Genomic DNA, 24,874 nt, shown 5'->3' on the forward strand with positions numbered 1-24,874 from the left:
CTTGAGGAGAGGCGATGTTCGCTGACGTTCAACCGCAGTGGTCGCTGGACCCGGCCCAGCCGATCGCCCCGCAGATCCACAGGATCCTGCGCGAGCGGGTGATCCTGGGAGACCTCACGCCCGGCCATAAGATCTCCGAGACCGAAATCGCCCTCAGCTACAACATCAGCCGCCAGCCTGTGCGCGAAGCCTTCATCAAGCTCGCCGAGGAGGGCCTCATGGCGATCCGCCCGCAGCGCGGCTCGATCGTCACCAAGATCGCCTTCACCGCCGTCCACGACGCCCGCTTCCTGCGCGAGGCGGTGGAATCCGACATCGTGCGCCTTCTCGCCGCACGCGCTGACCCGGCGCTGGTGCGCGAGCTGCGGCGGCAGATCGAGCTGCAGCGCGACGTCGCCTCCACGCGGCCGGCGAACTTCATCCATCTGGACGAAGCGTTCCACAGGACGCTCGCGGAAGGCGCGGGCAAGGGCGGCGCCTGGCGCGTCATCCAGGGCCTCAAGGCGCAGATGGACCGGGTGCGCTACCTAGCGCTCGGCCAGTTTCCGCTGAACCGCCTGCTCACACAGCACATCGCCGTCGTCGACCGGATCGAGGCCGGCGACGTGCCCGGCGCGGAAGGCGCGATCCGCGTCCATCTGCGCGAAGTGCTCCGGGACCTGCCCGTGATCGTCGGCAGCCACCCGGAGCTGTTCGACGGCGTCCCGGACGGGGAGCTCCCCGAACCGCTCAACGCACCATTTACCGGAGGAGGAAACACATGACCCTCAGCATGAGACTGAAAGGCCTCGCCGCGGCCCTCGTGGCGGCCAGCATCATCGCCGCGCCCGCCATGGCGCAGGAGAAGACGCTGAAGCTCGGCCACCTCGCCAATGAGGACAACCCCTGGCACAAGGCCTCGCTCAAGTTCGCCGAGGAGCTCTCCAGCCTGACCGACGGGCGCATCACCGTCGAGGTCTTCCCGAACGAGTCGCTCGGCAAGGAGATCGACCTCATCAACGGCATGCAGCTCGGCACCGTCGACATGACGATCACCGGTGAGAGCCTGCAGAACTGGGCGCCGATGGCCGCCCTCCTCGCCGTCCCCTACGCCTACACCTCCATCGAGAACATGGACGAAGTGGCCGGCGGCGAGATTGGCGAGAAGATCAAGGCGCAGATCGTCGAGAAGGCGCAGATCCGCCCGATCGCCTACTTCGCCCGCGGCCCGCGCGAGCTGACCTCGAACCGCCCGATCAAGACGCCCGCCGACCTCAACGGCCTGAAGATGCGCGTTCCCAACGTGCCGCTCTTCGTCGACGTGTGGTCCGCGCTCGGCGCGCAGCCCGGCCCGATGGCGTTCTCGGAGGTCTTCACCTCGCTCCAGAACGGCACCATCGAGGCGCAGGAGAACCCCCTCGCCCTCATCCGCTCGGCGAGCTTCAACGAAGTCCAGAAGTACGTGAACATGACCGATCACGTCCGCTCCTGGATCTACCTCACCATCTCCGAGCTGACCTGGAGCCAGCTGTCCGAGGAGGACCAGGCAGCGGTGATGGAAGCGGCCAAGCGGGCGCAGGAGTATGAGCGCGGCCTGTTCGAGGAGTCCCTCGCCGCCGACCGCAAGTACCTGGAAGACAACGGCATGACCTTCGTCGAGGTCGACGGCCCGGCCTTCCAGGCCGCCGCCAAGGACGCCGTGCTCGCCAACGTCAACGACGACATCAAGCCGATCGTCGAAGAGCTGTTCGGCCAGTAAGGCTCCGCTCCGCAGTCAGTCGGTTCGGGCCGGCCCGCGCGGCCGGCCCGCCTCCGGAGGTGTTATGAAGGTCATCGGCCATATCATCAGCGCGTTCGTCCTCCTGGCGCGGATCGGCGTCGGGATCGCCTTTGCCGTCCTGATCGCCACGGTCCTGGTGCAGGTGGTCGGCCGCCTCGTCGGCTCGGGTCCGGTGTGGACCGAGGAGCTGACGCGCTACGCTCTTCTCTACCTCGTCGCCTTCGGCGCGGGCCTCGCCTTCCGCACGGGCGACCTCGTCAACGTCGACGTCATCTGCGAATCGCTGCCGGGCAAGGTGCCCTGGATCCTGCGTCTCGTCGCGGCGATCTCGACGGCCGGGCTCGCGCTCTACCTGCTCGCCGGCGCCTGGCGCTTCACGTCGATCGGCAAGATGCAGACCTCGCCCGCCCTCGGCATCCACATGCACTACGTCCACTTCACGGTGTGGCTGATGCTCGCGCTGCTGGCGCTCTTCGCGGTGCTGCGCATCATCGGGATGCTCGCCGGCACGGAAGACGGAGCGCCGCGCAATTCTCCCGAGGACCTCTCCTGATGGACGTCGCTATTCTCTTCCTGGTGTTCGTCGGCGGGCTTGTCATCGGCATCCCCGTCGCGATCACCCTGGGCCTCTCCTCGCTCGCCTATCTCCTCGTCGCCGGCATTCCGCCGGTCGTCATGCCGCAGAAGATGTATGCGGGCATGGACGTCTTCGTGCTCCTGTCGATCCCCGGCTTCATCCTCGCCGGCAACCTGATGAACCGCGGCGGCATCACCCACCGCATCATCCGCTTCGCCAACGCGCTGGTCGGCTGGATCCGCGGCGGCCTCGGCCTCACCAACATCGCCGCCTCGATGCTGTTCGGCGGCATCACCGGCACCGCCGTCGCGGACGCGGCGTCGATCGGCGGCGTGATGATCCCCGGCATGAAGAAGGCGGGCTATCCGTCCGACTTCTCCGCCGCCGTCACCGCCGCGTCCTCGACCGTCGGGCCGATCATCCCGCCGTCGGTGCCGATGATCATCGTCGGCGCGCTCTCCGGCATCTCGGTGGGCAAGATGTTCATCGCGGGCGCGGTCCCCGGCATCCTCATGGGGCTCGCGATGATGGTGACGTGCTACATCATCTCCGTGCGCAAGAACTTCCCGCACCAGCCCTGGCAGGGCGGGGGCGAGGTGGTCCGTTCGTTCGGCGGCGCCATCTGGGCGTTGGCGATGACCTTCCTCATCATCTACGGCCTGTTGTCCGGCCTCTCGACCCCCACCGAGACCGCCATCATCGCCTCGGTCTACGCCTTCGTCGTCGGCGCGTTCATCTACCGCGAGCTGCCGCTGCGCGAGGTGCCGAAGATCCTGATCGACAGCGCCGTGTCGGCCGCCGGCATCCTCGCCCTGGTCGGCTTCGCGAACGTCTTCGGCTGGATCCTTGTCTCCGAGCGCATCCCGCAGATGATCGCCGACGGGGTCCTCTCGCTGACCGGCAACAAGTACGTCGTGATCCTCCTCATCAACCTGCTCCTCCTGTTCGTGGGCATGTTCATGGAGACCATCGCGGCGCTCATCATCCTGTTCGTGCCGCTCCTGTCGCTCGCGACCGCCGTCGGCATCGACCCGCTGCACTTCGCGACCTTCGCGGTCCTCAACCTCATGATCGGCCTCACGACGCCGCCGGTCGGCGTCTGCCTCTTCGTGTGCGCAGGCATTGCGCGGCTGCCTCTGGCGCCGGTAGTGGTCGCAATCGTACCTTTCCTCGTGACGAACATCCTGGTGCTGTTCGCGGTGTCCTACTTCCCGCCGCTCGCCACCTGGCTGCCGTCCATACTCACGCCGTAGGAGCGGCTGTCATGGAAACGCGCGTGTGCCGGCTGTACGGCCAGAACGACATCCGGATCGAAACCGATAGCGTCGCGGCCCCCGGCCCCGGCGAGGCGCTGGTCGCCATCTCCGCCGGTGGCATCTGCGGCTCCGACCTCCACTACTTCCAGGACGGCGGCTTCGGCCCGATCCGCGTGCGGGAGCCGATCATCCTCGGCCACGAGGCTTCGGGGGTGATCGTCGACGTCGGACCGGGCGTGACCGGTCTTGCCGCCGGCGACCGGGTGGCGATCAACCCGAGCCGCCCCTGCGGCAGCTGCGCCTACTGCGAGGAAGGCCTGCCGATCCACTGCCTCAGGATGCGCTTCAACGGCTCGGCGATGCGTCTGCCGCACGAGCAGGGGCTGTTCCGCGACCGCATCGTCGTCGACGCGGCGCAGTGCGTGCCGGTCGGCGGCGACGTGACGATGGCGGAGGCCGCCTGCTCCGAGCCGCTCGCCGTCTGCCTGCACGCCCGCTCGCGGGCCGGCGACCTCTCCGGCAAGCGCGTGCTGGTCACCGGCGCGGGGCCGATCGGCGTCCTGTGTGCCGCCGTCGCGGCCGAGGCGGGCGCCGCCGAGGTCGTCGTCACCGACCTTCAGGACATTCCCCTGAAGGCCGCCGCGGCGATGGGCGCGACGCGCACGATCAACGTCGCGCGCGAGGATGCCGAGATGGAGGCCTACGCCGCGGATAAGGGCTACTTCCACACCGCGTTCGAATGCTCCGCCGCGGCGCCCGCGGTGCGCACGGCGATCACCTCGGTGCGCCCGCGCGGGACCATCGTCCAGGTCGGCGTGACGGGTGACCTGCCGGTGCCGATCAACCTCCTTGTCAGCAAGGAAATCCGCTACCAGGGCACCCAGCGCTTCCATGCCGAGTTCGCGGACGCGGTCGCGATGATCTCCGAGCGCCGGATCGACCTGAAGCCGATGATCTCGGCGAGCGTGCCGCTCGACGCGGCGGCTGACGCCTTCGCCATGGCCGGCAACCGGGCCGAGGCGATCAAGGTTCACCTCACCTTCGCGGGCTGACCAGCTCCCGGACGCGCCGCGACGACGGCGGCGCGCCCGGCTCCATGCGGTCCGGCGCACCCCGGCTCCGGCCATAGCGGGGCCCGATAGGTGCGCCGATCCGCGGGGCACCCATGCTGTTCAGGGCGGGCCGGGCGATGGTACCACCGGGTCTCCCCCCGGCGCCTTCGCCATCCGCACTCGCACAGGGCCAGCCTTTCATGACCGACCTCTTCGATCTCACCGGCCGCCGCGCCATCGTCACGGGCGGATCCGCCGGCATCGGTCTCGGCATGGCGCGCGGCCTCGCCGGCAAGGGTGCCGCGGTCGCCATCGTCGGACGTGACGGCGCGAAGGCCGAGGCCGCCGCCAGGACGCTCCGGGACAGCGGCGGCCAGGCGATCGCCCTCAGCGCGGACGTCGCCAGCGAGGCCGACTGCGCCCGCATCGTCGCCGAGGCGGCGGAGGCGCTCGGCGGGGTGGACATCCTCGTCAACAATGCCGGCACCAACGTGCGCAAGCCGCCCGAGGACTACACCCTCGACGAGTGGAAAAGCCTCATCGACACCAACCTGACGAGCGCGTTCGTCCTGTCGCAGGCGGTGTTTCCGTACATGAAGGAGGGCGGCGGTGGGCGGATCATCAATATCGGCTCGATGACGTCCCTCTTCGGTGCCCCCTTCGCGGCGCCCTACAGCGCCACCAAGGGCGGGATCCTGCAGCTCACCAAGGCACTCGCGGCGGCGTGGGCTAAGCACGGCATCTGCGTCAACGCGGTACTGCCCGGCTGGATCGACACCACCCTTACAGAACAGCTTCGCAAGGACGTGCCGCACATCAACGATGCGGTCCTTGCACGCACGCCCGCCGCCCGCTGGGGCCGGCCGGACGACTTCGAGGGCATCGCGGTGTTCCTCGCCTCCCCCGCGTCGGCCTTCGTGACCGGAGCCGCGATCCCCGTCGACGGCGGCTATTCCGCCAACGCCTGACCCCGGCTACCGGAGACCGGTCAGCGCCCGGGGCGTGAGCCGAAGTCCGGCACCGTGGAGCGCGGCGTGGCGAGGTCCCCAGCCGCGAGGAGCCGCGCCCACGCGGCCTCCGTCGCGGCCTGTGCGTTGCGCACCACCTCGCCCTGGTCGAGCGTCAGCACCTTGCGGTCGCGCATCACGAACTCGCCGCCGACGACGACGGACTCGACGATCTCCGGCGTCCCGTAGTGGACGATGTTGGAGACGAGGTTGATCGTCGGGCACAGCACCGGGTGCGCGAGGTCGATGATCGCGAGGTCGGCGCGCTTGCCCACCTCGACGCTCCCCATCTGGTCGAGCTCGCCGAGCGCGACGGCGCCGTTTCGCGTCACGCCGTCGAGCAGCGCCTGCGGCTGCGGATTGACGCTCCGCCCGCGGGTACCGCGATGCACGATGGCGCCGATCGCCATGGTGGCGAACATGTCCTCGCTCATGTTGTCGGTGCCGAGCGCGATATTGACGCCAGCGTCGATGGCAAGGTCGGCCCGCGCGCGGTGCGGCCCGCGGCGGGAGGAGCTCGCCGGGCAATGCGCGAAGTGCACGCCCCTCTCGGCGAGGAGCGCGATGTCCTCCGCGGTGCAGTAGGTCCAGTGCGCGGCGACGACGTCCGGCCCCAGCCAGCCGTGCCGGTCGAGGTACTGCGCCGACGTCGCGCCGTGGGCGGCGCGCACCTGCTCGACCTCGCCGGGGCTCTGGGAGAGGTGCACCGTGCGGCGCAGGCCATGCCGGGCGGCGAGCGCGTTCAGCTCGCCCAGCATCCACGGCGAGCAATTGTCCGGTCCGTGCGCCGCGATCTGCACGGTGACGCGCCCGTCCGCCGCGCCGTGGTACCGCGCGATGAGGTCGTGGGTGCGCTCCAGAAACGCCTCGCCCCAGGCGCGGTCGTAGACGTAGCGGCCACGGCGGATCTCGAGCGTCAACGCATCCGCCGCACTCTCCGACAGGTACAGCCGGAGGCCGGATTCGATCATCGCGTCGGCATAGCCCGTGACGTGGCGGAAGGGGTCGACGAGGGTCGTGGTGCCGGACCGGATCGCCTCCAGGCAGCCGAGCGTCGCCATCGCCGCCCGCTCCTCGGGCGTCATCGCGAAGCTGATCGGCGACATGTAGCCGTAGATGGCATCCCCGCTCATGTCCTCCACCGTGCCCCGCAGCACGGTGAGCACCGTGTGCGTGTGCGAGTTGACGAACCCCGGCAGGATCCCCTTGCCGGTGAGGTCGACGCGCTCGGCTTCGGGGTGCGCCGCCCGCAGCGCCGCCGGGTCCCCGATCGCGGTGATCCGCCCCCCGTCGATCGCCACCGAGGTGTTCGGCAGCACCGACCGGGCATCGTCGCAGGCGAGGACGAGCGCGTTGTCGAGAAGTAGAACCATGTCCGCCGCCTTCGGTTGGGACCGCCGCGCCCGCTGAGCCGTCGCGGCGCGAACAATGCACGCTAAGACGCTAAGTCGTTTGGAAAATCGATTTCCTATGATTAACTGGCTGCGCATTTGGCGCAAGTCCGAAGAAAAGGCGACCCATGCCCCATCAGCGCTTCCGAAAATTCAACACGCGCGACGTCTACCCAGGCGGCGAGCTCGACAACGACATGTGCTGGGGCGTGCGCGCCGGCTCGCGCCTCTTCCTGCGCGGTCAGACCGGCTTCGACCTCGACCAGACGTTCGTCGGCCACGGCGACCCCGCTGCTCAGGCGGACCAGGCGATGAAGAACGCCAAGGTCCTGCTGGAGGAGATGGGCGGCAGCCTCCAGGACATCACCAAGGTCACGACCTACCTCACCGACCGCGCCTACCGCCCGGAGGTCTACTCCACCGTCGAGCAGCACCTCGCCGGCATTCCCCGGGCCGGAACCGGCCTCGTGGTGAACGGGCTCGCGCTGGCGCAGATGAACGTGGAGATCGACATCGAGGCGGTGATCGCCCCGCCCGGCCGCCCCCACGAGCGGACGCGCACGCACACGACGCGCAACTGGTTCTCGCAGGGCTTCGACTGGGTCGGCGCGCAGGTCGTGAAGACCGAGGACGAGATTTACCTGCGCGGCCAGACCGGCAGCAGGCTCGACGGCAGCGGCATGGCCTCCAGGGGCTACGGCGTCGCCGACGCCGAGGCGCAGGCCGACCTCGCGCTCCAGAATGCGCGCTTCCTGCTGGAGGAGGCCGGCAGCAGCCTCAACGACGTCTGCAAGCTGCGCGTCTACATCGCCGACCGCGCCTACCGCGAGGTCGTCTACCGGCAGCTCGGCCGTCATTTCGGCGACGTGCACCCGGCCTCGACGGGCCTCATCATCCGCGCCTTCGCCCGGCCGGAGATCCTCGTCGAGATCGACATGGCGGTCGTCCTGTCCAAGGGGACGCCCCATACCCGGTTCCGCAAGTTCGAGACGAAGGACTGGTACGCCAGCTCGCAGAAGCTCGACGCGCGGTTCTGCATGGCCGTGCGAGCCGGCGACCGGATCTTCCTGCGCGGGCAGACCGGCCACACCCTCGACGGCACGCTCGTCGGGAGCGGCGACCCGGCGGCGCAGGCCCATCAGGCGATGGAGAACGTCAAGGTCCTCCTGGAGGAGGCCGGCGGCAGGATGACCGACATCTGCAAGGTCACGACCTACCTCACCGACCGCGCCTTCCGGACCCCGGTCTACCGGGCGATGGGGGAGCACCTGAGAGGCATCCACCCGGTCGGCACCGGCCTCGTGGTCGACGGCCTCGCCACCCCGGACATGCTGGTTGAAATCGACGTCGAGGCAGTGATCGAACAATGACCGAAGATACCCGCAGCGCGGACCGCCGGACGCTCCTCGAGTGGATCGAGGCGGACCGGGAGGCGCTGATCGACTTCCTCAGCCGCTTCGTCAGGGCGGCGTCCCCCAACCCGCCGGGCGACACGCGCGAGGCGACCGCCGTTCTGACCGAGGCGCTCGGCGCGGACGGCCTGCCCTTCCGCATCGTCGCGCCGCAGGAGACGATGCCGAACATCGTCGGCTCGTTCGACGGCGGCCGCCCCGGCCGGCACCTCGTCCTTAACGGGCACATCGACGTCTTCCCGGCGCAGGAGAGCGCGCCCGGCGACCGCGACCCGTGGAGCGGCGCGGTCGAGGACGGCAAGCTCTACGGCCGCGGCGTCGCGGACATGAAGTGCGGCACGGCCTCCTCCGTCATCGCCTACCGGTACCTCTACCGTTTGCGCGAACGGCTCTCGGGCCGCCTCACGCTGACGGCCGTGTCGGACGAGGAGACCGGCGGCCGGTGGGGCGCGCGATACCTGATGGAGAACTTCCGCGACGAGGTTCTCGGCGACTGCTGCCTCAACGGCGAGCCGAGCGGCATCCACACGGTGCGGTTCGGTGACAAGGGGACGCTGCGCTTCACCCTCACTGCCCGGACGCGCGGCGCCCATGGCGCCTACCCGCACCTCAGCGAGAGCGCGACGAAGATCATCGTGCGCGTCGCGACGGAACTCGAGGCGCTCGAGGACATCGAGCCCAACATGCCCGAGGAGATCCGCGCAGCGCTCGCCGAGCCCGCGGCGGTCGCGGCGGTCGAATCGAGCCTCGGCACGGGCGCGTCGGAGGTCGTCCCGCGCGTGACGGTCAACATCGGCATGCTGCACGGGGGCATCAAGGTGAACGTCCTGCCGGACGAGTGCCAGATGCAGATCGACGTGCGGATCCCCATCGGCGTCGACCGGGAGATGGTCCGCGGCCGGATCGAGGAGATCCTCACGCGTTATCCACAGGTCACGCTGGAGGAGCATATCTACCACTCCTACCCCTACAGCGTGTGCGATCCGAAGTCCGACATGGTGAAGATCCTGCAGGACAACGTCGAGACGCTGATGGGTCACCGGCCGCCGCCGATCATCTCGCTCGGCGGGGCCGACACGCGCTTCTGGCGCTGGGAGGGCGTCAACGCCTACCTCTACGGTCCCAACCCGCAATCGATGGGGCGGCGCGACGAGCACGTGGAGATCGAGGAGTTCCTCCACATCGTCCGCACCCACACCCTGTCGGCCTACGACTACCTGACGGCGGCCGACGGCTGACCCGGCCGTCCGCCGACAACGCCGCCACCGACCGGGCCCGCCGCGCGAATTCGCGGCGGGTGATGCCGCCACCGGCAGCGGGGGCCCGGAGTCCCGCGCCCGCCCATGCCCAAAACTTAAACATGCTCACCAAGTTGACAGGGCGGCATTCCAAATCCACAGTCATGCGGCAGGTATAACGATTTACCTGCGTCGTTTCCGGTAGCACCCTTGCTCCGGCAGGACGCGGGAGAGGAGATCGAGTTGGCGGACGGTGTCGCAGTGGCGAAGTACATTCCCGGGGTTTTCCTGCGCCGCGATCCCGGCGGCCCCGCTGCGCCGGTGGTGTTCGACATCCCCCGCAGCGGCGGCGAATACCCGCGACGGTTCCGCTCCTCCGCCCCTTTCGACGCGGTCCAGCGCTCCATCTCGATGTACCTCGAGGAACTCTACGCCGACGCGCCGGACGCCGGCGCGACCTACCTCTTCGCCCTCTTCCCCAACGCCTTCGTCGACGCCAATCGCCACGAGACTGACATCGACCCGGCGATGATCGACGGCACCTGGCCCGGAACGCTCGAGCCGACGATCAAGAGCGAGCTCGGCATCGGGCTCATCCACTCGATGTGCGGGATCGGCGATATCCCGCTGCAGGACGGCAAGCTCAGCGTCGCCGACGTGCGCGACCGCATCGAGAACTACTTCCTCCCCTACCACGACGAGCTCGCGGCCCAGCTCGAGATGCACCGCCAGCGGTCGGGCGTCGCCTTCCACGTGAGCTGCCACAGCATGGCGTCCATCGGCGGCAAGTCGACCGTCGACGCCGGCCAGCCGCGCAGCCAGTTCGACATCGGCGACCGCCACGGCACCACCTGCGAGCCCGGCTTCGTCGCCGTGGTGAAGGAGACGCTGGAGAACTTCGGCTACGAGGTCACCGTCAACAAGCACTACGCCGGCGCCGAATCGATCCGCCGGCACGCCAGGCCCGAAGCCGGCATCCACAGCCTGCAGATCGAGATGAACCGCAGCCTCTACATGGAGGAGGACGAGTTCCTGCGCGGCGAGGCATTCGACACCGTGCGCGGCCACCTCGCGGCGCTCGAAAAGGCGATCTGCGCCTACGCCCGCGACCGGACCGCCACGGGCGGCAAGGCCCCGGCGGAAGCGGGCCTCTCCTGATGGGCGCGCGCGAAACCCTCCTCGCCGAGATCGAGCGCGACCGCGATGAGATCGTGGCGCTCCTGTCGCGCTTCGTGGCCGCCCCGTCCCCCAACCCGCCGGGCGACACCGCCGAGGCGACCGCCGTCCTCACCGACTATCTCGGCAAGGCCGGCGTCCCCTTCCGCACAGTGACGGCGGAGGGGCACCCCAACATCGTCGGCGGGTTCGACGGCGCGTCGGGCGGCCCGCACCTCGTCCTCAACGGCCACATCGACGTCTTCCCCGTCTCCCCCGACGAGGCGTGGACCCATCCCCCGTTCAGCGGCGCCGTCGCGGACGGGCAGGTCTGGGGCCGCGGCACGACCGACATGAAGGCGGGGACCATCGCCTCGGTCATCACCTACGTCTACCTCCACAGGCTGCGCGAGGCGCTCGGCGGGCGCCTCACCCTGACGGCCGTCTCCGACGAGGAGACCGGCGGCAAGTGGGGCGCGCTCTACCTCCTGCGCGAGCTGGGAGACGAGGTGCGCGGCGACGCCGTCCTCAACGGCGAGCCCAGCAACACCTCCTCCGTGCGCTTCTGCGAGAAGGGTACGCTGCGCCTCACCTTCACCATCCGCGCGAACGGCGCGCACGGCGCCTACCCGAACAAGAGCGAGAACCCCAATCGCATCGCCGGCAAGCTGATGGAGCGGCTCGACCGGCTGACCGAGCTCGCGCCCGACACCCCCGAGGCACTCGCAGCGCTCCTCGCCGACCCGAAGGTCCGCGCGGCCATCGACGCCGCGATGGGCGCCGGGACCGCCGACATCGCCGACAAGGTGACCGTGAACTACGGCGTGGTGAACGGCGGCGTGAAGGTGAACATCATCCCCAGCGTCTGCCGCATGGAGGTGGACATCCGCCTGCCCATCGGTATCGACCGCGCCGCCGTCCTCGCCGAGATCGAGACGATCCTGGCGGACTTCCCGCAGACCACCCTCGAGGTGCAGGAGGCGGCCAGCAACGCCTCCAGCTACAGCGAGCCGGACCACCCGATCGCGGCGCTGGTGCAGAAGAACGCCGCCGAGCTCGGCCGGCCGGGGGTCGTGCCGATCCCCAGCATGGGCGCGTCCGACTGCAAGCATTTCCGCCACTTCGGCGTGCCGTCCTACATCTACGGCGTCCCGGCCGGGAACATGGGCCGCGCCGACGAGGCGGTGGCGATCGACGACTTCATGCACGTCGTCAAGACCCACGCGCTGACCGCGTTCGACTATCTGTCGGGAGGCCGGACTTGACCTATTCCATCGCCGCGCGCTGCCCCCGCACCGGCCAGTTCGGCCTCGCGGTGACGACGTCGTCCATCGCCGTCGGCCCGCGCTGCGCCTTCGCCCGGCCCGGGATCGGCGCGGTGCTGACCCAGCATCAGACCGATCCGCGCCTCGGCCCCATGGGTCTCGCCCTCCTCGAGGAGGGCCTCCCTGCGGCGGAGGTCATCGAGCGGCTGACGACCTCGGGCGATCCGCACATTCAGCGCCGCCAGCTCGCCGTGGTGGACCGCAACGGGCAGACCGGCGTGTTCCACGGCGACAAGATCTGGTCGGTCCACGGCGAAGCGCGCACCGACGGCGCCATCGCGATCGCCAACATCGTGCGCAACGCGGACGTGCCGGCGGCGATGATCGCGGCCTTCGACGAACGGCCCGAGGAGCCGCTCGCCGAGCGCCTCGTCGCCGCGCTGGAGGCGGGCAAGGCGGCCGGCGGCGAGTGGAAGCAGGAGAAATCCGCCGCGCTCCTCGTGGTCGAGGCCGAGACCTTCCCGCTCGTCGACCTCCGCGTCGACTACGATCCCCGCGCCATCGACCAGCTGCGGTTCCTCTGGGACACGTACCGGCCGATGGTCGAGATGTACGTCGCGCGCGCCCTCGCGCCCGACACCCCACCCGCCGGCTTCACGCCGCCGCCCGGCTCCGCCCCGAAGCCAACCCCCGCGCCGACCCCGGCCACCTAACGCGCTCCACCTCTACGCGAGGCGCCTGACAATTCCGGAGGACTGAACCATGAAACGACTGATCGGTGCCCTTCTGCTGGCGACAAGCCTCGCAGCGGGCGGCCCGGCGCTGGCCCAGACGGAGCTGGTCGCGACGCTCAACGCGAATCCGAACCACCTCTGGCCCGCCAAGGCCACGATCGGCGAGGAGTACAACCTTGCCGTTCTCATGTACAACGGCCTCGTCCGCATCACCCCGGACCTCGAGTTCGAACCGGACCTCGCCGAGAGCTGGGAGGCCAACGAGGACGCCACCGTCTGGACCTTCCACCTGCGCAAGGGCGTGAAGTTCCATCACGGCAAGGAGCTGAAGGCCGAGGACGTCATCCGCTCCTTCGAGTTGATCGCCGACCCGGACACCGCCTCCCGCGCGTCGAGCCACACCGACCTCATCGAGTCGATGAAGGCGGTGGACGACTACACCGTCGAGTTCACGCTGAAGCAGCCCTACGCCGGCTGGGCCGAGCTGATGATCGAGCGTCAGCTCAAGATCGTCCCGTCCGACCGCACGCCCGAGCAGCTCGCCAACGAGCCCGTCGGCACCGGCCCCTTCATGTTCGAGAGCTACCAGCCGGGCGACAAGATCGTCCTGAAGAAGTTCCCGGACTACTACGAGGAGGGTCTGCCGAAGGTCGACACCCTCGAGCTGCGCATCATGCCGGAGGACGCGGCCAAGATCGCCGCGCTGAAGTCCGGTGACGTCGACCTCATCGGCAACCTGCCGCTGGAGGCGATCGAGGAGCTCGAAGGCGTCGACGGCATCACCGTCGACGCGAAGGCCACCGCGACGTGGGACGGCATCGTCTTCAACAACGAGACCAAGCCGTTCAACGACGTGCGCGTCCGCCGCGCGATGCTGATGGCGATCGACAAGCCCGCCCTGGTCGACTTCGCGGTGTTCGGCAACGGCGCCCCGACCCACTCGCCGATCCCGCCGACGCACAAGTTCTTCAACAAGGACATCGGCTTCGACGTCGATATCGAGGGCGCCAAGGCGCTGCTCGCCGAGGCCGGCTACCCGAAGGGCTTCGACATCACCATCCACGCCCCCGTCGGCCGCCCGACGCGTGAGCGTGCCGCCGTCGCCCTGCAGCAGATGCTGAAGCCCATCGGCGTCAACGCCAAGGTCGAGCGCGTGCCCTACAACCGGTACGGCGCGACGGTCAGCGGCCAGGCGCCCTTCTACATGGACGGCTACTTCGCCCGCCCGACGCTCGACACGTCCACGTTCTCCTGGTTCCACAGCACCGGCTCCTGGAACACGCGCATGTGGCACTACAAGAGCGACGAGATGGACGCCATCCTCGACGAGGCGCGCAAGACCACCGACGAGGCGCGGCTCCGGGAGCTCTACATGAAGTTCCAGGAGCTCCTCGTGACCGAGGTCCCGGGCATCATCATGTACTCGATGAACTTCGCCACCGCCTACTCGGACAAGCTCAAGGGCTACGAGACCCATCCGTACCTCTGGATGGACCTGCGGAACGCCTCGATCGAGGAATGATTGACGGCCGGCCGTGCGGGCGACCGCGCGGCCGGGTCCCCTGTGCGAAGGAGTCCGCGCGGTGCTGATCTATTTTTGCAAGAGACTGGTCTATGTCGTCGGCATCGTATTCGTGGTGTCGCTTCTGATCTTCTTCATCACGCAGATCATGCCGGGCAACGTCGCCTACGTGATCCTGGGCGACTTCGCACCGCTCGATCAGATCCACGCGCTGGAGGAGAAGCTCGGCTTCAACGACCCCTGGTACGTCCAGTACTGGCGCTGGCTGAGCCACGTCGTGCGGTTCGACTTCGGCGACTCGCTCATCATGGAGCGCCCCATCGGGCCGATCCTGTGGCAGGCCGTCGCCAACTCCGCCATCCTCGCCGTCATCTCCATCATCCTGGTCGCGATCATCGGCATCTGGCTCGGCGTCTACAGCGCCGTGCGCCATGGCCGGGCGAGCGACCACGCCGTCTCCATCGGCACCTACATCGTCCTCGCCGTGCCTGAATTCTTCTGGTGCATCGTCCTCATCGTCGTCTTCGCCGGCACGCTGAACTGGCTCCCGGCGACCGGCTACACCGCCTTCCAGGACGGCTTCTTCGCCTGGGCCTCGCACCTGATCCTTCCGGTCGTCGCGCTGGTGATGGGGCTGGTCGCGCACGTCTCGCGCCTCACCCGCTCCTCGATGCTGGAGGTGATGCACAGCCAGTACGTCGTCGCGGCCCGCGCTCGCGGCATCCCCGAGGCGCGCGTCATCCGCGAGCATGCCCTTCCGAACGCGCTGCTGCCGACCATCACCGTGCTCGCCATCGACGTCGGCGTCCTGATGGGCGGAATGATCGTGGTAGAGACGATCTTCTCCTACCCGGGCCTCGGGCGCCTGCTGATCTTCAGCATCCAGCAGCTCGACCTGCCGCTGATCCAGGCCGCGATGATGGTCGTCGCGGTGATCTACGCGCTCGCCAACCTCCTGGCCGACGTCCTCTACGCCTTCCTCAACCCCCGCATCCGCTATGGAAAGGTGGCCCATGGCTGACACCGCCGCCGCCGTCACGGCGCCCGTAACGCCGCCCGTGCGCCGGCGCCGCCCCTGGCCGCCGACACTGGTGTGGGGCACCGTCGGCATCGCCATCATCGTCGCGATCGCCGTCGCCGGCGCCTTCTGGACGCCCTACCCCTACGACGGCATGAACATCCGCCTGCGTTTCGCCCCGCCGAGCGCGGCGCACTGGTTCGGCACCGACGAGTTCGGCCGCGACGTCCTCAGCCGGGTCATGCGGGGCGCGCACCTGTCACTCTTCATGGGGGCGTTCGCCACCTTCATCAGCCTCGCCATCGGGGTGCCGCTCGGTCTCATCGCCGGGTATTTCCGCGGCCTGCGCGAGGAGGTCATCATGCGCGCGGTCGACGTGATGATCTCCATCCCGCCGATCATGCTGGGCCTCCTGATCCTCGCCGTGACGACGCCCGACATCTGGAAGTCGGCCGGCGCCGTGGGGCTCATCTACGTGCCGATCATCGTGCGCCTCACCCGCAGCGTGACGCTGGAGCTCGGGGCGCAGGAGTTCATCGAGGCGGCCCGCGCCCGCGGCGAACGCGACTGGTACATCCTGTTCGTGGAGATCCTGCCGAACGCCTGGCCGCCCATCATCGTGGAGTCGGCACTGCGGGTGACCTTCGCCATCCTGCTGGGCGCGGCCCTCTCCTTCCTCGGCCTCGGCGTGCAGCCGCCCGCCTCCGACTGGGGGCTGATGATCGCCGAGGGGCGGCCGTTCCTGTCGCAGGCGCCTTGGATCGCGATCGCGCCGGGCATCGCCCTCGTCGTCACCGTCATCCTGATCAACCTCTTCGGCGACGGCCTGCGCGAGCGGCTCGACCCGCGCCTGCGCCAGAAAGGGTCGTGACCCCGATGCTGATGAGAGACCTCACGGCCAACCACCCGCCGCTGGCGCAGGACGAGGACGCCATCCTGACGCTCGACGGCCTGTCGGTGCGCTACGGCTCCGGCGAGACGTCCCTGCGCGCCCTCGACCGGGTCAGCCTGACGCTGCCGCGTGGCGGGGCGCTCGGCGTCGTCGGCGAGAGCGGCTCCGGCAAGAGCACCCTCGCGATGACGCTGATGGGCCTCCTCGCCGGGTCCGCGCGGGTCGACGGCGGCCACGCCGTCTTCGAGGGAGAGGACCTCTACGCCCTTCCGCCGACCGGCTGGGCGCAGATGCGCGGCCGCCGCATCGGCCTCGTCTTCCAGGACCCGTTCACCTCGCTCAACCCGGCCAAGACGATCGCCCGGCAGCTCACGGAGCCGCTGATCCTGCACCGCGGGCTCGACGAGGCCGGCGCGCGGGCGGAGGCGCGCCGCCTGCTCGACGAGGTCGGCATCCCCGACCCGGAGGCGATGCTGGCCGCCTACCCGCACGCCCTCTCCGGCGGCATGAAGCAGCGCGCGCTGATCGCCGCGGCGCTGGCGGGCGAACCGGACCTCCTCATCCTCGACGAGCCGACGACCGCGCTCGACGTCACCATCGAGGCGCAGATCCTGGATCTCCTCGAGACGCTGCGCGCCGAGCGGCAGCTCTCGATGATCTTCATCAGCCACAATCTGGGCGTCATCGCCCGCGTGGTGGACGACGTGTGCGTCCTCTATGCCGGGCAGGTCGTCGAGACCGGGCCCAAGGCCAGCATCTTCGATGATCCCCGGCACCCCTACACCAAGGGCCTCCTCGCCTCGATGCCACGGCTCGACACGCCGCGCGCCCGGCTGGAGACGATCCCCGGCCGCCTCCCCGACCTCACCGCACCGCCGCACGGCTGCCTCTTCCAGTCGCGCTGCCCGTTCGCCGAGGCGCGCTGCGGCGAGCCGCAGGCGATGGTCGCCCTCGGCGAAGACCGCGAGAGCCGTTGCTGGAAGGCGCCGGACCTCGCCGCTACGCCGTGGCACAGCCTTCAGGACCACACCGCCGAGGCGCCCGCGCGCCGCGCCGCGGACGATCCCTCGACGCCCCCCGCGCTCCGCGCCGAAGAGGTGACGCGCAGCTTCCGGCGGTCCGGCGCCGGGTCGCTGCGGATCGATCGCTCGGGCGGCATCCCCGTGCCACGCTACGTCCGCCCCGCTTTCAAGGCGGTCGACAACGTGTCGCTGACGGTGAAGGCGGGCGAGACGGTCGGCCTCGTCGGCGAGAGCGGCTGCGGCAAGTCCACCCTGGCGCGCTGCCTCATCCGGCTGATCGAGCCTGACGGCGGCGCGATCGAGCTCGACGGGCGCAACATCCTCCTGCCGCAGACCTCGCGCCGCAGGGAGATCGCGAAGACGGCGCAGTTCGTGTTCCAGAACCCGGATTCTTCGCTGAACCCGCGCAAGACCGTGCGCCAGATCCTGGCCCGGCCGCTGCAGCTCCTCGGCGAGGAGCGGGAGGGCACGATCGACCAGCGCGTCGAGCGCCTGCTCGACATGGTGCGCCTGTCACGCGCCTACATGGACCGCTATCCGCACGAGATGAGCGGCGGCGAGAAGCAGCGCATCGGCATCGCGCGCGTCCTCGCCGCGGAGCCGAAGTTCGTCATCTGCGACGAGGCGGTGTCCGCGCTCGACGTGTCGGTGCAGGCCTCGATCCTGAACCTTCTGGCGGACCTCAGGGACGAACTGGGCCTCGCCTACCTCTTCATCTCGCACGATCTCTCCGTGGTGCGGCACATCGCGGACCGCGTGGCGGTCATGTACCGCGGCGGCGTCGTCGAGGTCGGCCCGGCCGCCTCGCTCGGCTCGCCGGGCCACCACCCGTACACCGAGGCCCTCCTCTCGGCGGTGCCGACGCTGGACGGGCGGGCCAGCGAGCGCGTGCGCCTCGCGGGTACGGTGAGCGCGCCGGGCGGCGACATCAAGGGCTGCCGGTTCGCCGACCGCTGCCCGCGCAAGATCGGCCCGGTGTGCGATACGGCGACGCCGCCCTGGCGCGAGACCGCCGACGGCACCCGCCTCGCCTGCCACCTGTCGATGGAGGAGCTGGCGGCACCGCTCGTCTGAGCGCCGCCCGCCCGCTCAGGACGGAGCCGGCCCGGTCGTTTCCCGCAGGATGACGCACTCGGGCGTCAGCACCACCGGTTCGGGGGCGACGGGCTTGCCCTCGATGAGGTCGATCAGGAGGCACGCCGCCTGCCAGCCGAGCTGGAACAGCGGCAGCCGCACCGCGCTGACCTGCGGCGTCATCATCTGCGCCGCCGAGGAATCGTTGAGCGAGATCACCGACAGGTCCTCCGGCACCGCGATCCCGAGCCGCCGCGCCGCCCGCGTCACGCCGACCGCCAGCAGGATGTTCCACGCGACGATCGCAGTCGGCCTGTTCGGCGAGGCGAGGATCTCGGCGGCACACGCCTCGGCGGCGGCGAGATCGGCCTCGCACTCGGGCATGATCCTCTCCTCGCCCTCCAGGCCGACGGCCTTCATGCCGAGGTGGTAGCCCTCGCGCCGCCGCTGGCTCACCCAGCTCACAGACGAGGTGGGCATGTAGGCGATCCGGCGGTGGCCGAGCTTCGCCAGTTCCTGCACCGCGAGCCGCGCACCCGCCTCGTTGTCGAGGAGGACGCAGTGTTCCCCGTCGGCACCGGTCTGGCGGTTGACGAGCACCATCCGCGCCTGCAGCGCCGACGTGTCGGCCAGGAACTTGGGATACTCGAGCGTGTTGAGGAGGATGCCGTCGACCCGGCTCCCGAGGACGATGTTGCGGGCGAGCTCGTCGTGGGCCGGGCTCGCCTCGACGGGGGCGATCAGCATCGAGTAGCCCCGGTCGGCCGCCGCGCGGTGGGCCCCGTCGATGGTCTGTCCGAACACCGGATTCTGCAGCTCCGGAACGACGAAGGCGACGCACCACGAGCGGGCGAGCCGCAGGCTGCGGGCGTTGGAGTTCGGCATGTAGCCGAGCTCGTGGGCCGCGGCCTTGATGCGCAGCCGCGTCTCGTCACGGATGTTGAGGGTCGGATCGTTGCTGAGGGCGCGGGAGACGGTCGATTTCGAAACGTCCGCTCGCCTGGCCACGTCGGCCAGGGTGGCGGGCCCCCATCGAATAGCTTCGTCCTGCAACCGCTTACTTCCGCTGTTCCGCCGCGAACGGAGATGGCCGGCTCCGACCGTGACAGACGGTCGGCCGCAAGCCTAGAGCATAAGAGATGGGCATGCCTGCAATGCCCCGCAAATGTTATCCTTTTCGCCACGCCACCGGCCAGCCTCCTTGGGACCCGCGCGGTGCGGCACAACGCTCCGCCCGCGCCGGTCTCGCCGCCGCCGCTCCGACCGCGTCGATGCCGGTGCGCCGTTCCGCCGGGTCACTCGGAATAATCCCGGCGTGCGGGAGACCGGCGGCGCCTCGGACGGGACACGCACGTCCCGGGTCCCGGGCCTCAACAAGATCGCCGGGGGCATAGATCGCGACTATACCCCAGCCATCATGACGGGCCCCAGACGCCCGTCATCACTTCGGACCTATTGCCGATGGTGATTTCGCCCGAACGGCGCACCCTCGCAGTGCGTCACGGTCACCGCATTGCGACCCGGACATTTAAGACATTGGGAAGCTATTCGGACCAAGACTTTCTTCCGATCGCTGCCAGCATTCGGCCGCCCGAGGGGATTGCAGAAAATCATACTATTGGGTAGGAAAATGTCCAACGTCAGCGTTTAATTAGATCACTCGACTCCGGGAACACAAACCCGGAGACTACACGTCGCCGATTGGGAGGATTCCTGTGTCGAATATTGCCGTTTTCGACAATCAAAACTTCGTAGAGACGAACAATAAGCCATCAGCCACGTCGGATGCCTTGCAGGCATCTCTGGCGGCGCAGGGCCACACCATTACAACATTTACGGCCACGAGTGGCCAGCCCTTCGCTGACGCGATCGCGGGGCAGGACATCGTCGCCTTCCCGGAATTCGGCCGCAGCGGATTCGTGCCGAACGAGGCGACGAGCCAGGTGCTGCGCAACTTCGTCGAGAGCGGCGGCGATGTCTTCGTGTTCGGGTCCGGCGGACGCAGCACCAGTTTCCTCAATTCGGCCTTCGGCTTCGAGCTTCGCGGCGCAGATAGCCCGTCCGCCACCTTCGACCTGACCGCAGCCGCGCAGGGGAGCGCATTCGAAGGCGGGCCCGATGTTCTCGGCCGTCCCGATTTCACGGACCTTCTGAGCGCGGCCAGCCTCGGCGAAAGCGCCGACGCGCTTTACTCGATCGACGGCGAGGGGCAGCAGCCCGACGCGGTCGCTGTCGCCGAGATGACGTATGGCCTCGGCCACGTCTACTATTTCGGCTGGGACTTCCTGGGCGCCGCGCCCTACGGCCCGGTTGCGGCACCCGGCTGGCAGAACGTCCTCGGCTCGGCGATCTCGGAGGCGGACGTGCTCGCCTCCAACTTCGTCCAGGGCACGCCGGGCGCGGACGACCTCACCGGGTCGGCAGGTCTCGACTTCATCCTGGGGCTCGGCGGCGACGACACCGTGGTGGCCGGCCTCGGTGCCGATACCATTCGCGGCGATGCCGGCGACGACCAGATTGCCGCCGGCGGTGGAAGCGATATCGTCGAGGCCGGGGCCGGCGCGGACTTCGTCAGCGGCGGGACGGGCGACGATACGATCGATGGCGGTGCGGGCAGAGACGTCCTGCGGGGCGATGCCGGCGACGACAGCATCGATGGCGGCGCCGGTGCGGACTCGCTGATCGGCGGAGCCAGCAACGATACCCTCATCGGCGGCGATTCGGACGCCCGGGACGATGACCCGGTCTTCGCCGATACGCTGATCGGTGACGCGGGCGATGACCTTCTCGACGGCGGGGAAGGCGACAACGTTCTCAAGGGAGGTCACGGGCGGGATCGTCTCTTCACCGGGTCCGGCAACGACGTCCTGCGCGGAGGGATCGGCCACGACTACCTGTCCTCGGGGCGTGGCGACGACGCCCTCGACGGCGGCGACGGCGACGACACGCTGAACGCCGACGCCGGTCTCGACACGCTGACCGGCGGCGACGGTGACGACATCCTCAACGCCGGCGGCGGCAACGATCTGCTGCTGGGAGAGGCCGGCAACGACGCCCTGTACGGCGAAGACGGCTTGGACACGCTGGACGGCGGCGCGGGCGACGACAACCTGAACGGCGGCGGGCACGCCGACCTCCTGATGGGTGACCTCGGCAGCGACACCCTTGACGGCGGCGCCGACGCCGACCGCCTTGAGGGCGGCGACGGCGACGACTGGCTCTTCGGCTCGGACGGTCTCGACACACTCCTCGGCGAGGAGGGCAACGACCGCCTAGTCGGTGGCGACGACGACGACGTCCTCATTGGGGCGGGCGGCGACGACCTCGGCCGTGGCGGCTCCGGAGACGACACGATCGAAGGCGGCACCGGCGACGACTTCCTGTTCGGCGACGCAGGCCGCGACCAGCTGATCGGCGGCGATGGCAACGACGTCCTGCGCGGTGGTGACGACGGGGACCGCCTGTCCGGCGGCCTCGGCGACGATCGCTTCTTCGGCAACGCCGGCAGCGACCGCCTCTTCGGCGAAGACGGCAACGATATCCTGGATGGCGGCCTCGATCAGGACACATTGCAGGGCGGTGCCGGCGACGATCTCCTGAAGGGCCAGGATGGCGACGACGTCCTCAACGGCGCGGCGGGGATCGACACCCTGCGTGGCGGCGTCGGACGGGACACGCTTCTGGGCGGCGCCGGCGACGACGAGCTGCGTGGCGGGTTCGACCAGGACCGCCTGGAAGGAGGGGCCGGGGACGACGTCCTCCTCGGCCAGGGCGACCAGGACATCTTCGTGTTCCGCGGGGACTGGGGGACGGACACCATCCTCGATTTCGAGGCCGGCGCGGACCGCATTCTCCTGTCCTACCAGGAGGACGAGGCGACCACCCGCCGCGAGTTCCGCAATGCCTGCTTTGAGGACGGCGACAACCTGATCTACGACTTCAACAATGACGGCGACAACGTCATCGTCATGGAAAACCTGAAGATCTCAGATCTCTTCTACATTCTCATCGGGTAGTGAAAGTGCGGGCTCGAGACCCGTAAACGCCCCGGCGTCCCGTCGCGCACGGCGGCATCCCCCCTTGCGGGTGTGCATGCCATGGACAGCAATACCGGAGCAGCATCGCGCGTGACGCGTCAGGCCGTCCATACGAAATCCATGGACGGCCTGACCTTCATTTTATCTGAGTGCGATGTACAAGCCGGACCTTGGCGTCGCGACGTGCTGCCCGTGAGCTCGCTCGACCGCGTCGTCGCCCGCCCCCTTCAGGAGGGCTCGAGGCCCAGTTGGGCGCGGAAGCGGTTCTTCACGAACACGGCGTCCCGCGGCGGCAGCGAGCGCGGGAGGTTTTCCGCATGGACCTTCAGGACATGCAGTCGCGGGCCTTCACCGGTGGTGGCAAGCCGCGCGCACAAGTCATCGACCTCGGAAAGTGAGCGAAGAAGACCGGCTTCCGCAAAGCCCGCCGCGGCCGCGACGGCGGCGAGGTCGATGCCGCGGCCGGTATGGCTCCCCTGCATCCCGGTCTCGCCGAAGTGCTCGTTGTCGAGGACGATGACGTCGAGGTTGCGCGGGCGGGCCACGGCGATCGTCGCCAGCGCGCCGAAGGCCATCAGCTGCTCACCGTCGCCGGTGATCACCATCACCCGACGTTCCGGCTGCGCCTGCGCGAGGCCGAGACCGACGAGCGCGGCGGCGCCCATCGCGCCCCAGAGGTAGTAGTTGTCGTCGCGGTCGCCGGCGGCATGCACGTCGTAGCTCGGCGAGCCGAGGCCGGTCACGACGAGGGCGCCGCCGCGCGCGTCCAGAAGTCGGGCGACCGCCGCGCGGCGGTCCATGGTCGAGGTGCCGGGGGCCTGGTCCACGCTGCTCACCACTTCTTCTTGCCGAGGAGGCGCTGGCCGATCAGCACGGCCACCTGCTGGTCACTCTCGAATGCCATCCTGGCCGCCTGCTCGACCGTGGCGACGACGTCCTCGCCCGTCTCCGCGCGATGTACGGTGACGCCGATGGCGGTCAACGCGGCCTCGGTCGCGCGCCCCATCGGCACCTGCCAGGGGTTGAACTCGTCCCATTCGCCCCGCATCGTCACCAGGATCAGGAGCGGGATGCGCGCCTGCACGGGCAGTGACAGCATGTTGATGCAGTTGCCGACACCGGACGACTGCATGAGAACCACCGACCGCGTGCCGCCGAGCCAGGAGCCGCAGGCGATGGCGATCCCCTCCTCCTCGCTGGTCAAGACGTTGGAGACGACGGCGCCGTCCGCCTCGAGGAGGCGGATCAGGGTGGAATGGCCGGCGTCCGGTACGTACGCCATGTGGCGCACATCCGCGGCGCGCAGCGCGTCGTAGGTGGCGCGTGGCCAGTCGGTGGTAAGGTCGGCTGTCACGGATGTGGCTCCGGCATCTGGATCATTCTGCCCTAGTCTTTCCGAAATTGAATGACATCGACCCTTTTGGTCGATCAGACATAGCGATATTCTATCGCTGTGGACATTCCGCAGCTGCGCACCATTCTGCATGTCGCCGAGCTCGGCAGCCTCTCGAAGGCGTCCGAACGGCTGAAGATCGCCCAGCCGGCCCTCTCGAGGCAGGTCCGGCTGCTGGAGGCCGAACTCGGCGTGCGCCTGTTCGACCGGCACGGCCGCGGGATGGTGGCGACCGAGTCCGGACGCGACGTGCTGCGCCACGCCCGCCGCATCATGGCCGAACTCGACGAGATCCGCGCGTGCGTTTCCGGCGAGGATGTGCCGCTTCGCGGACACGTCGCGGTCGGGATGCCGCCGACGGTATCGGACCTCCTCTCGGTCCGGCTCGTGGCGGCATTCCAGGAGCGGCACCCGGAGGCGACCCTTCGCATCGTCAGCGCCTATTCCGCTAGCCTCATCGACTGGCTCCAGCGGGGCGAGATCAACGTCGCCATCGTCTATGGCACCCGGCCCGGGCCCTCGCTGGTCGCGACCCCGCTGATCGAGGAGACGCTCTCGCTGATCGGCCCGCCGGATGCGCCGCCGCGCGACGCACCCGTCGACGTCGACGAGATTTCCACGATGCGGCTCTTCCTGCCGAGCGTCGGCAACGGCCTTCGCACCGTCGTCGAGCAGTGGGCCGAGGCAACGGGCGCGTCGCTCGACGTACGGGTCGAGGCGGACAGTTACGCGACGCTGAAGAGCCTCGTGGAGAGCGGGCGCGGCTACACGATCCTGCCGATCGCGCCGCTCTTCGGCGACATCGCGGCCGGCAGGCTCTGGCACGCACCGTTCGCGGAACCGGCCCCGCGCCGGCGGCTCCTCCTCGTGACGCCGGCGGACCGGACCACCTCGCGCCTCGCCCGCTACGCCGTGCGCACGATCCAGGAGACCACGCGCGCCCTTGCCCGGGACGGCATCTGGCACGGCCGGGTCCTCACGCCCGAGCCATAGAAATACGCGAAGGCTGATCGACCTGTTCTGTAATTGTCGGCATAGCTCGCACCCACTACCTGCGGACGACCACGGCC

At 69.2% G+C, this 24,874-nt stretch carries 21 protein-coding genes; 17 read left to right on the forward strand and 4 right to left on the reverse strand.

What is annotated here, in order from left to right:
- The first annotated feature begins 14 nt into the window (after window positions 1–14).
- The 6 genes from DLJ53_RS08760 to DLJ53_RS08785 all read left to right on the forward strand — a co-directional run bounded on the left by DLJ53_RS08760 (window position 15) and on the right by DLJ53_RS08785 (window position 5,612).
- Window positions 15–764, forward strand: coding sequence for a GntR family transcriptional regulator (locus tag DLJ53_RS08760; RefSeq protein ID WP_111344388.1), 750 nt, complete (start codon window positions 15–17; stop codon window positions 762–764).
- A complete protein-coding gene (locus DLJ53_RS08765; protein WP_111344390.1) occupies window positions 761–1,738 on the forward strand; it encodes a TRAP transporter substrate-binding protein in 978 nt (325 codons plus the stop codon). The genes DLJ53_RS08760 and DLJ53_RS08765 overlap by 4 nt, the downstream gene beginning before the upstream one ends.
- A gap of 64 nt (window positions 1,739–1,802) precedes the next feature.
- Window positions 1,803–2,312 carry a TRAP transporter small permease gene (locus tag DLJ53_RS08770; RefSeq protein WP_111344392.1) on the forward strand — a complete coding sequence of 170 codons (510 nt, stop codon included), beginning with the start codon at window positions 1,803–1,805 and terminating at the stop codon, window positions 2,310–2,312.
- Window positions 2,312–3,589, forward strand: coding sequence for a TRAP transporter large permease (locus tag DLJ53_RS08775; protein ID WP_111344394.1), 1,278 nt, complete (start codon window positions 2,312–2,314; stop codon window positions 3,587–3,589). Before DLJ53_RS08770 ends, DLJ53_RS08775 begins: the two co-directional genes overlap by 1 nt.
- A gap of 11 nt (window positions 3,590–3,600) precedes the next feature.
- A complete protein-coding gene (locus tag DLJ53_RS08780) occupies window positions 3,601–4,644 on the forward strand; it encodes an L-idonate 5-dehydrogenase (protein WP_111344396.1) in 1,044 nt (347 codons plus the stop codon).
- A gap of 200 nt (window positions 4,645–4,844) precedes the next feature.
- On the forward strand, window positions 4,845–5,612 hold the full coding sequence (locus DLJ53_RS08785; RefSeq protein WP_111344398.1) for an SDR family NAD(P)-dependent oxidoreductase: 768 nt from the start codon (window positions 4,845–4,847) through the stop codon (window positions 5,610–5,612).
- Between the two features lie 20 nt (window positions 5,613–5,632).
- On the opposite strand, the gene DLJ53_RS08790 is transcribed toward DLJ53_RS08785, so the two are convergent.
- Complete coding sequence (locus DLJ53_RS08790) at window positions 5,633–7,024, reverse strand: amidohydrolase family protein (protein WP_162409021.1); 1,392 nt, start codon at window positions 7,022–7,024, stop codon at window positions 5,633–5,635.
- A gap of 146 nt (window positions 7,025–7,170) precedes the next feature.
- Between DLJ53_RS08790 and DLJ53_RS36540 the strand changes: the two genes are divergently transcribed.
- The 9 genes from DLJ53_RS36540 to DLJ53_RS08835 all read left to right on the forward strand — a co-directional run bounded on the left by DLJ53_RS36540 (window position 7,171) and on the right by DLJ53_RS08835 (window position 18,374).
- Entirely contained in the window at window positions 7,171–8,412 is a 1,242-nt protein-coding gene (locus DLJ53_RS36540; protein WP_202913077.1) for a Rid family hydrolase, read from the forward strand.
- Window positions 8,409–9,692, forward strand: coding sequence for a M20/M25/M40 family metallo-hydrolase (locus tag DLJ53_RS08800; protein ID WP_111344402.1), 1,284 nt, complete (start codon window positions 8,409–8,411; stop codon window positions 9,690–9,692). The genes DLJ53_RS36540 and DLJ53_RS08800 overlap by 4 nt, the downstream gene beginning before the upstream one ends.
- 243 nt (window positions 9,693–9,935) lie before the next feature.
- The gene (locus tag DLJ53_RS08805; protein WP_162409023.1) at window positions 9,936–10,850 is read left to right on the forward strand and encodes an N-formylglutamate amidohydrolase; all 915 of its coding nucleotides are present in this window, start codon (window positions 9,936–9,938) and stop codon (window positions 10,848–10,850) included.
- Window positions 10,850–12,112 (forward strand): M20/M25/M40 family metallo-hydrolase, encoded by a 1,263-nt coding sequence (locus tag DLJ53_RS08810; RefSeq protein ID WP_111344406.1) that lies wholly within the window; start codon window positions 10,850–10,852, stop codon window positions 12,110–12,112. Before DLJ53_RS08805 ends, DLJ53_RS08810 begins: the two co-directional genes overlap by 1 nt.
- A complete protein-coding gene (locus DLJ53_RS08815) occupies window positions 12,109–12,825 on the forward strand; it encodes a DUF1028 domain-containing protein (protein WP_111344408.1) in 717 nt (238 codons plus the stop codon). The genes DLJ53_RS08810 and DLJ53_RS08815 overlap by 4 nt, the downstream gene beginning before the upstream one ends.
- 49 nt (window positions 12,826–12,874) lie before the next feature.
- Entirely contained in the window at window positions 12,875–14,368 is a 1,494-nt protein-coding gene (locus DLJ53_RS08820) for an ABC transporter substrate-binding protein (RefSeq protein ID WP_111344410.1), read from the forward strand.
- A 61-nt stretch (window positions 14,369–14,429) separates the two neighbouring features.
- Window positions 14,430–15,389, forward strand: coding sequence for an ABC transporter permease (locus DLJ53_RS08825; protein WP_202913078.1), 960 nt, complete (start codon window positions 14,430–14,432; stop codon window positions 15,387–15,389).
- Window positions 15,382–16,257 carry an ABC transporter permease gene (locus tag DLJ53_RS08830; RefSeq protein ID WP_111344412.1) on the forward strand — a complete coding sequence of 292 codons (876 nt, stop codon included), beginning with the start codon at window positions 15,382–15,384 and terminating at the stop codon, window positions 16,255–16,257. The genes DLJ53_RS08825 and DLJ53_RS08830 overlap by 8 nt, the downstream gene beginning before the upstream one ends.
- 11 nt (window positions 16,258–16,268) lie before the next feature.
- Window positions 16,269–18,374 (forward strand): dipeptide ABC transporter ATP-binding protein, encoded by a 2,106-nt coding sequence (locus DLJ53_RS08835; protein ID WP_162409025.1) that lies wholly within the window; start codon window positions 16,269–16,271, stop codon window positions 18,372–18,374.
- 15 nt (window positions 18,375–18,389) lie between these two features.
- On the opposite strand, the gene DLJ53_RS08840 is transcribed toward DLJ53_RS08835, so the two are convergent.
- On the reverse strand, window positions 18,390–19,427 hold the full coding sequence (locus DLJ53_RS08840; protein WP_111344416.1) for a LacI family DNA-binding transcriptional regulator: 1,038 nt from the start codon (window positions 19,425–19,427) through the stop codon (window positions 18,390–18,392).
- Between the two features lie 737 nt (window positions 19,428–20,164).
- Here DLJ53_RS08840 and DLJ53_RS08845 point away from each other — a divergent pair.
- Window positions 20,165–22,390 (forward strand): calcium-binding protein, encoded by a 2,226-nt coding sequence (locus DLJ53_RS08845; RefSeq protein WP_111344418.1) that lies wholly within the window; start codon window positions 20,165–20,167, stop codon window positions 22,388–22,390.
- 248 nt (window positions 22,391–22,638) lie between these two features.
- On the opposite strand, the gene DLJ53_RS08850 is transcribed toward DLJ53_RS08845, so the two are convergent.
- Together DLJ53_RS08850 and DLJ53_RS08855 are read right to left on the reverse strand one after the other, a co-directional pair.
- A complete protein-coding gene (locus DLJ53_RS08850; RefSeq protein WP_111346169.1) occupies window positions 22,639–23,211 on the reverse strand; it encodes a thiamine pyrophosphate-dependent enzyme in 573 nt (190 codons plus the stop codon).
- Window positions 23,212–23,243: 32 nt separating this feature from the next.
- A complete protein-coding gene (locus DLJ53_RS08855; RefSeq protein WP_202913080.1) occupies window positions 23,244–23,765 on the reverse strand; it encodes a thiamine pyrophosphate-binding protein in 522 nt (173 codons plus the stop codon).
- Between the two features lie 99 nt (window positions 23,766–23,864).
- On the opposite strand from DLJ53_RS08855, the gene DLJ53_RS08860 reads away from it, so the two are divergent.
- Complete coding sequence (locus tag DLJ53_RS08860; protein ID WP_111344422.1) at window positions 23,865–24,797, forward strand: LysR family transcriptional regulator; 933 nt, start codon at window positions 23,865–23,867, stop codon at window positions 24,795–24,797.
- The last annotated feature ends 77 nt before the right edge of the window (window positions 24,798–24,874 follow it).

The sequence above is a fragment of the Acuticoccus sediminis genome (assembly GCF_003258595.1).
Lineage (GTDB): Bacteria > Pseudomonadota > Alphaproteobacteria > Rhizobiales > Amorphaceae > Acuticoccus > Acuticoccus sediminis.

Bases quoted from the DNA above. Each gene is read 5' to 3' on its own strand.
- DLJ53_RS08760 (WP_111344388.1), top strand. From the start codon at position 15: ATGTTCGCTGACGTTCAACCGCAGTGGTCGCTGGACCCGGCCCAGCCG.
- DLJ53_RS08765 (WP_111344390.1), top strand. From the start codon at position 761: ATGACCCTCAGCATGAGACTGAAAGGCCTCGCCGCGGCCCTCGTGGCG.
- DLJ53_RS08770 (WP_111344392.1), top strand. From the start codon at position 1,803: ATGAAGGTCATCGGCCATATCATCAGCGCGTTCGTCCTCCTGGCGCGG.
- DLJ53_RS08775 (WP_111344394.1), top strand. From the start codon at position 2,312: ATGGACGTCGCTATTCTCTTCCTGGTGTTCGTCGGCGGGCTTGTCATC.
- DLJ53_RS08780 (WP_111344396.1), top strand. From the start codon at position 3,601: ATGGAAACGCGCGTGTGCCGGCTGTACGGCCAGAACGACATCCGGATC.
- DLJ53_RS08785 (WP_111344398.1), top strand. From the start codon at position 4,845: ATGACCGACCTCTTCGATCTCACCGGCCGCCGCGCCATCGTCACGGGC.
- DLJ53_RS08790 (WP_162409021.1), bottom strand. From the start codon at position 7,024: ATGGTTCTACTTCTCGACAACGCGCTCGTCCTCGCCTGCGACGATGCC.
- DLJ53_RS36540 (WP_202913077.1), top strand. From the start codon at position 7,171: ATGCCCCATCAGCGCTTCCGAAAATTCAACACGCGCGACGTCTACCCA.
- DLJ53_RS08800 (WP_111344402.1), top strand. From the start codon at position 8,409: ATGACCGAAGATACCCGCAGCGCGGACCGCCGGACGCTCCTCGAGTGG.
- DLJ53_RS08810 (WP_111344406.1), top strand. From the start codon at position 10,850: ATGGGCGCGCGCGAAACCCTCCTCGCCGAGATCGAGCGCGACCGCGAT.
- DLJ53_RS08820 (WP_111344410.1), top strand. From the start codon at position 12,875: ATGAAACGACTGATCGGTGCCCTTCTGCTGGCGACAAGCCTCGCAGCG.
- DLJ53_RS08830 (WP_111344412.1), top strand. From the start codon at position 15,382: ATGGCTGACACCGCCGCCGCCGTCACGGCGCCCGTAACGCCGCCCGTG.
- DLJ53_RS08835 (WP_162409025.1), top strand. From the start codon at position 16,269: ATGAGAGACCTCACGGCCAACCACCCGCCGCTGGCGCAGGACGAGGAC.
- DLJ53_RS08850 (WP_111346169.1), bottom strand. From the start codon at position 23,211: ATGGACCGCCGCGCGGCGGTCGCCCGACTTCTGGACGCGCGCGGCGGC.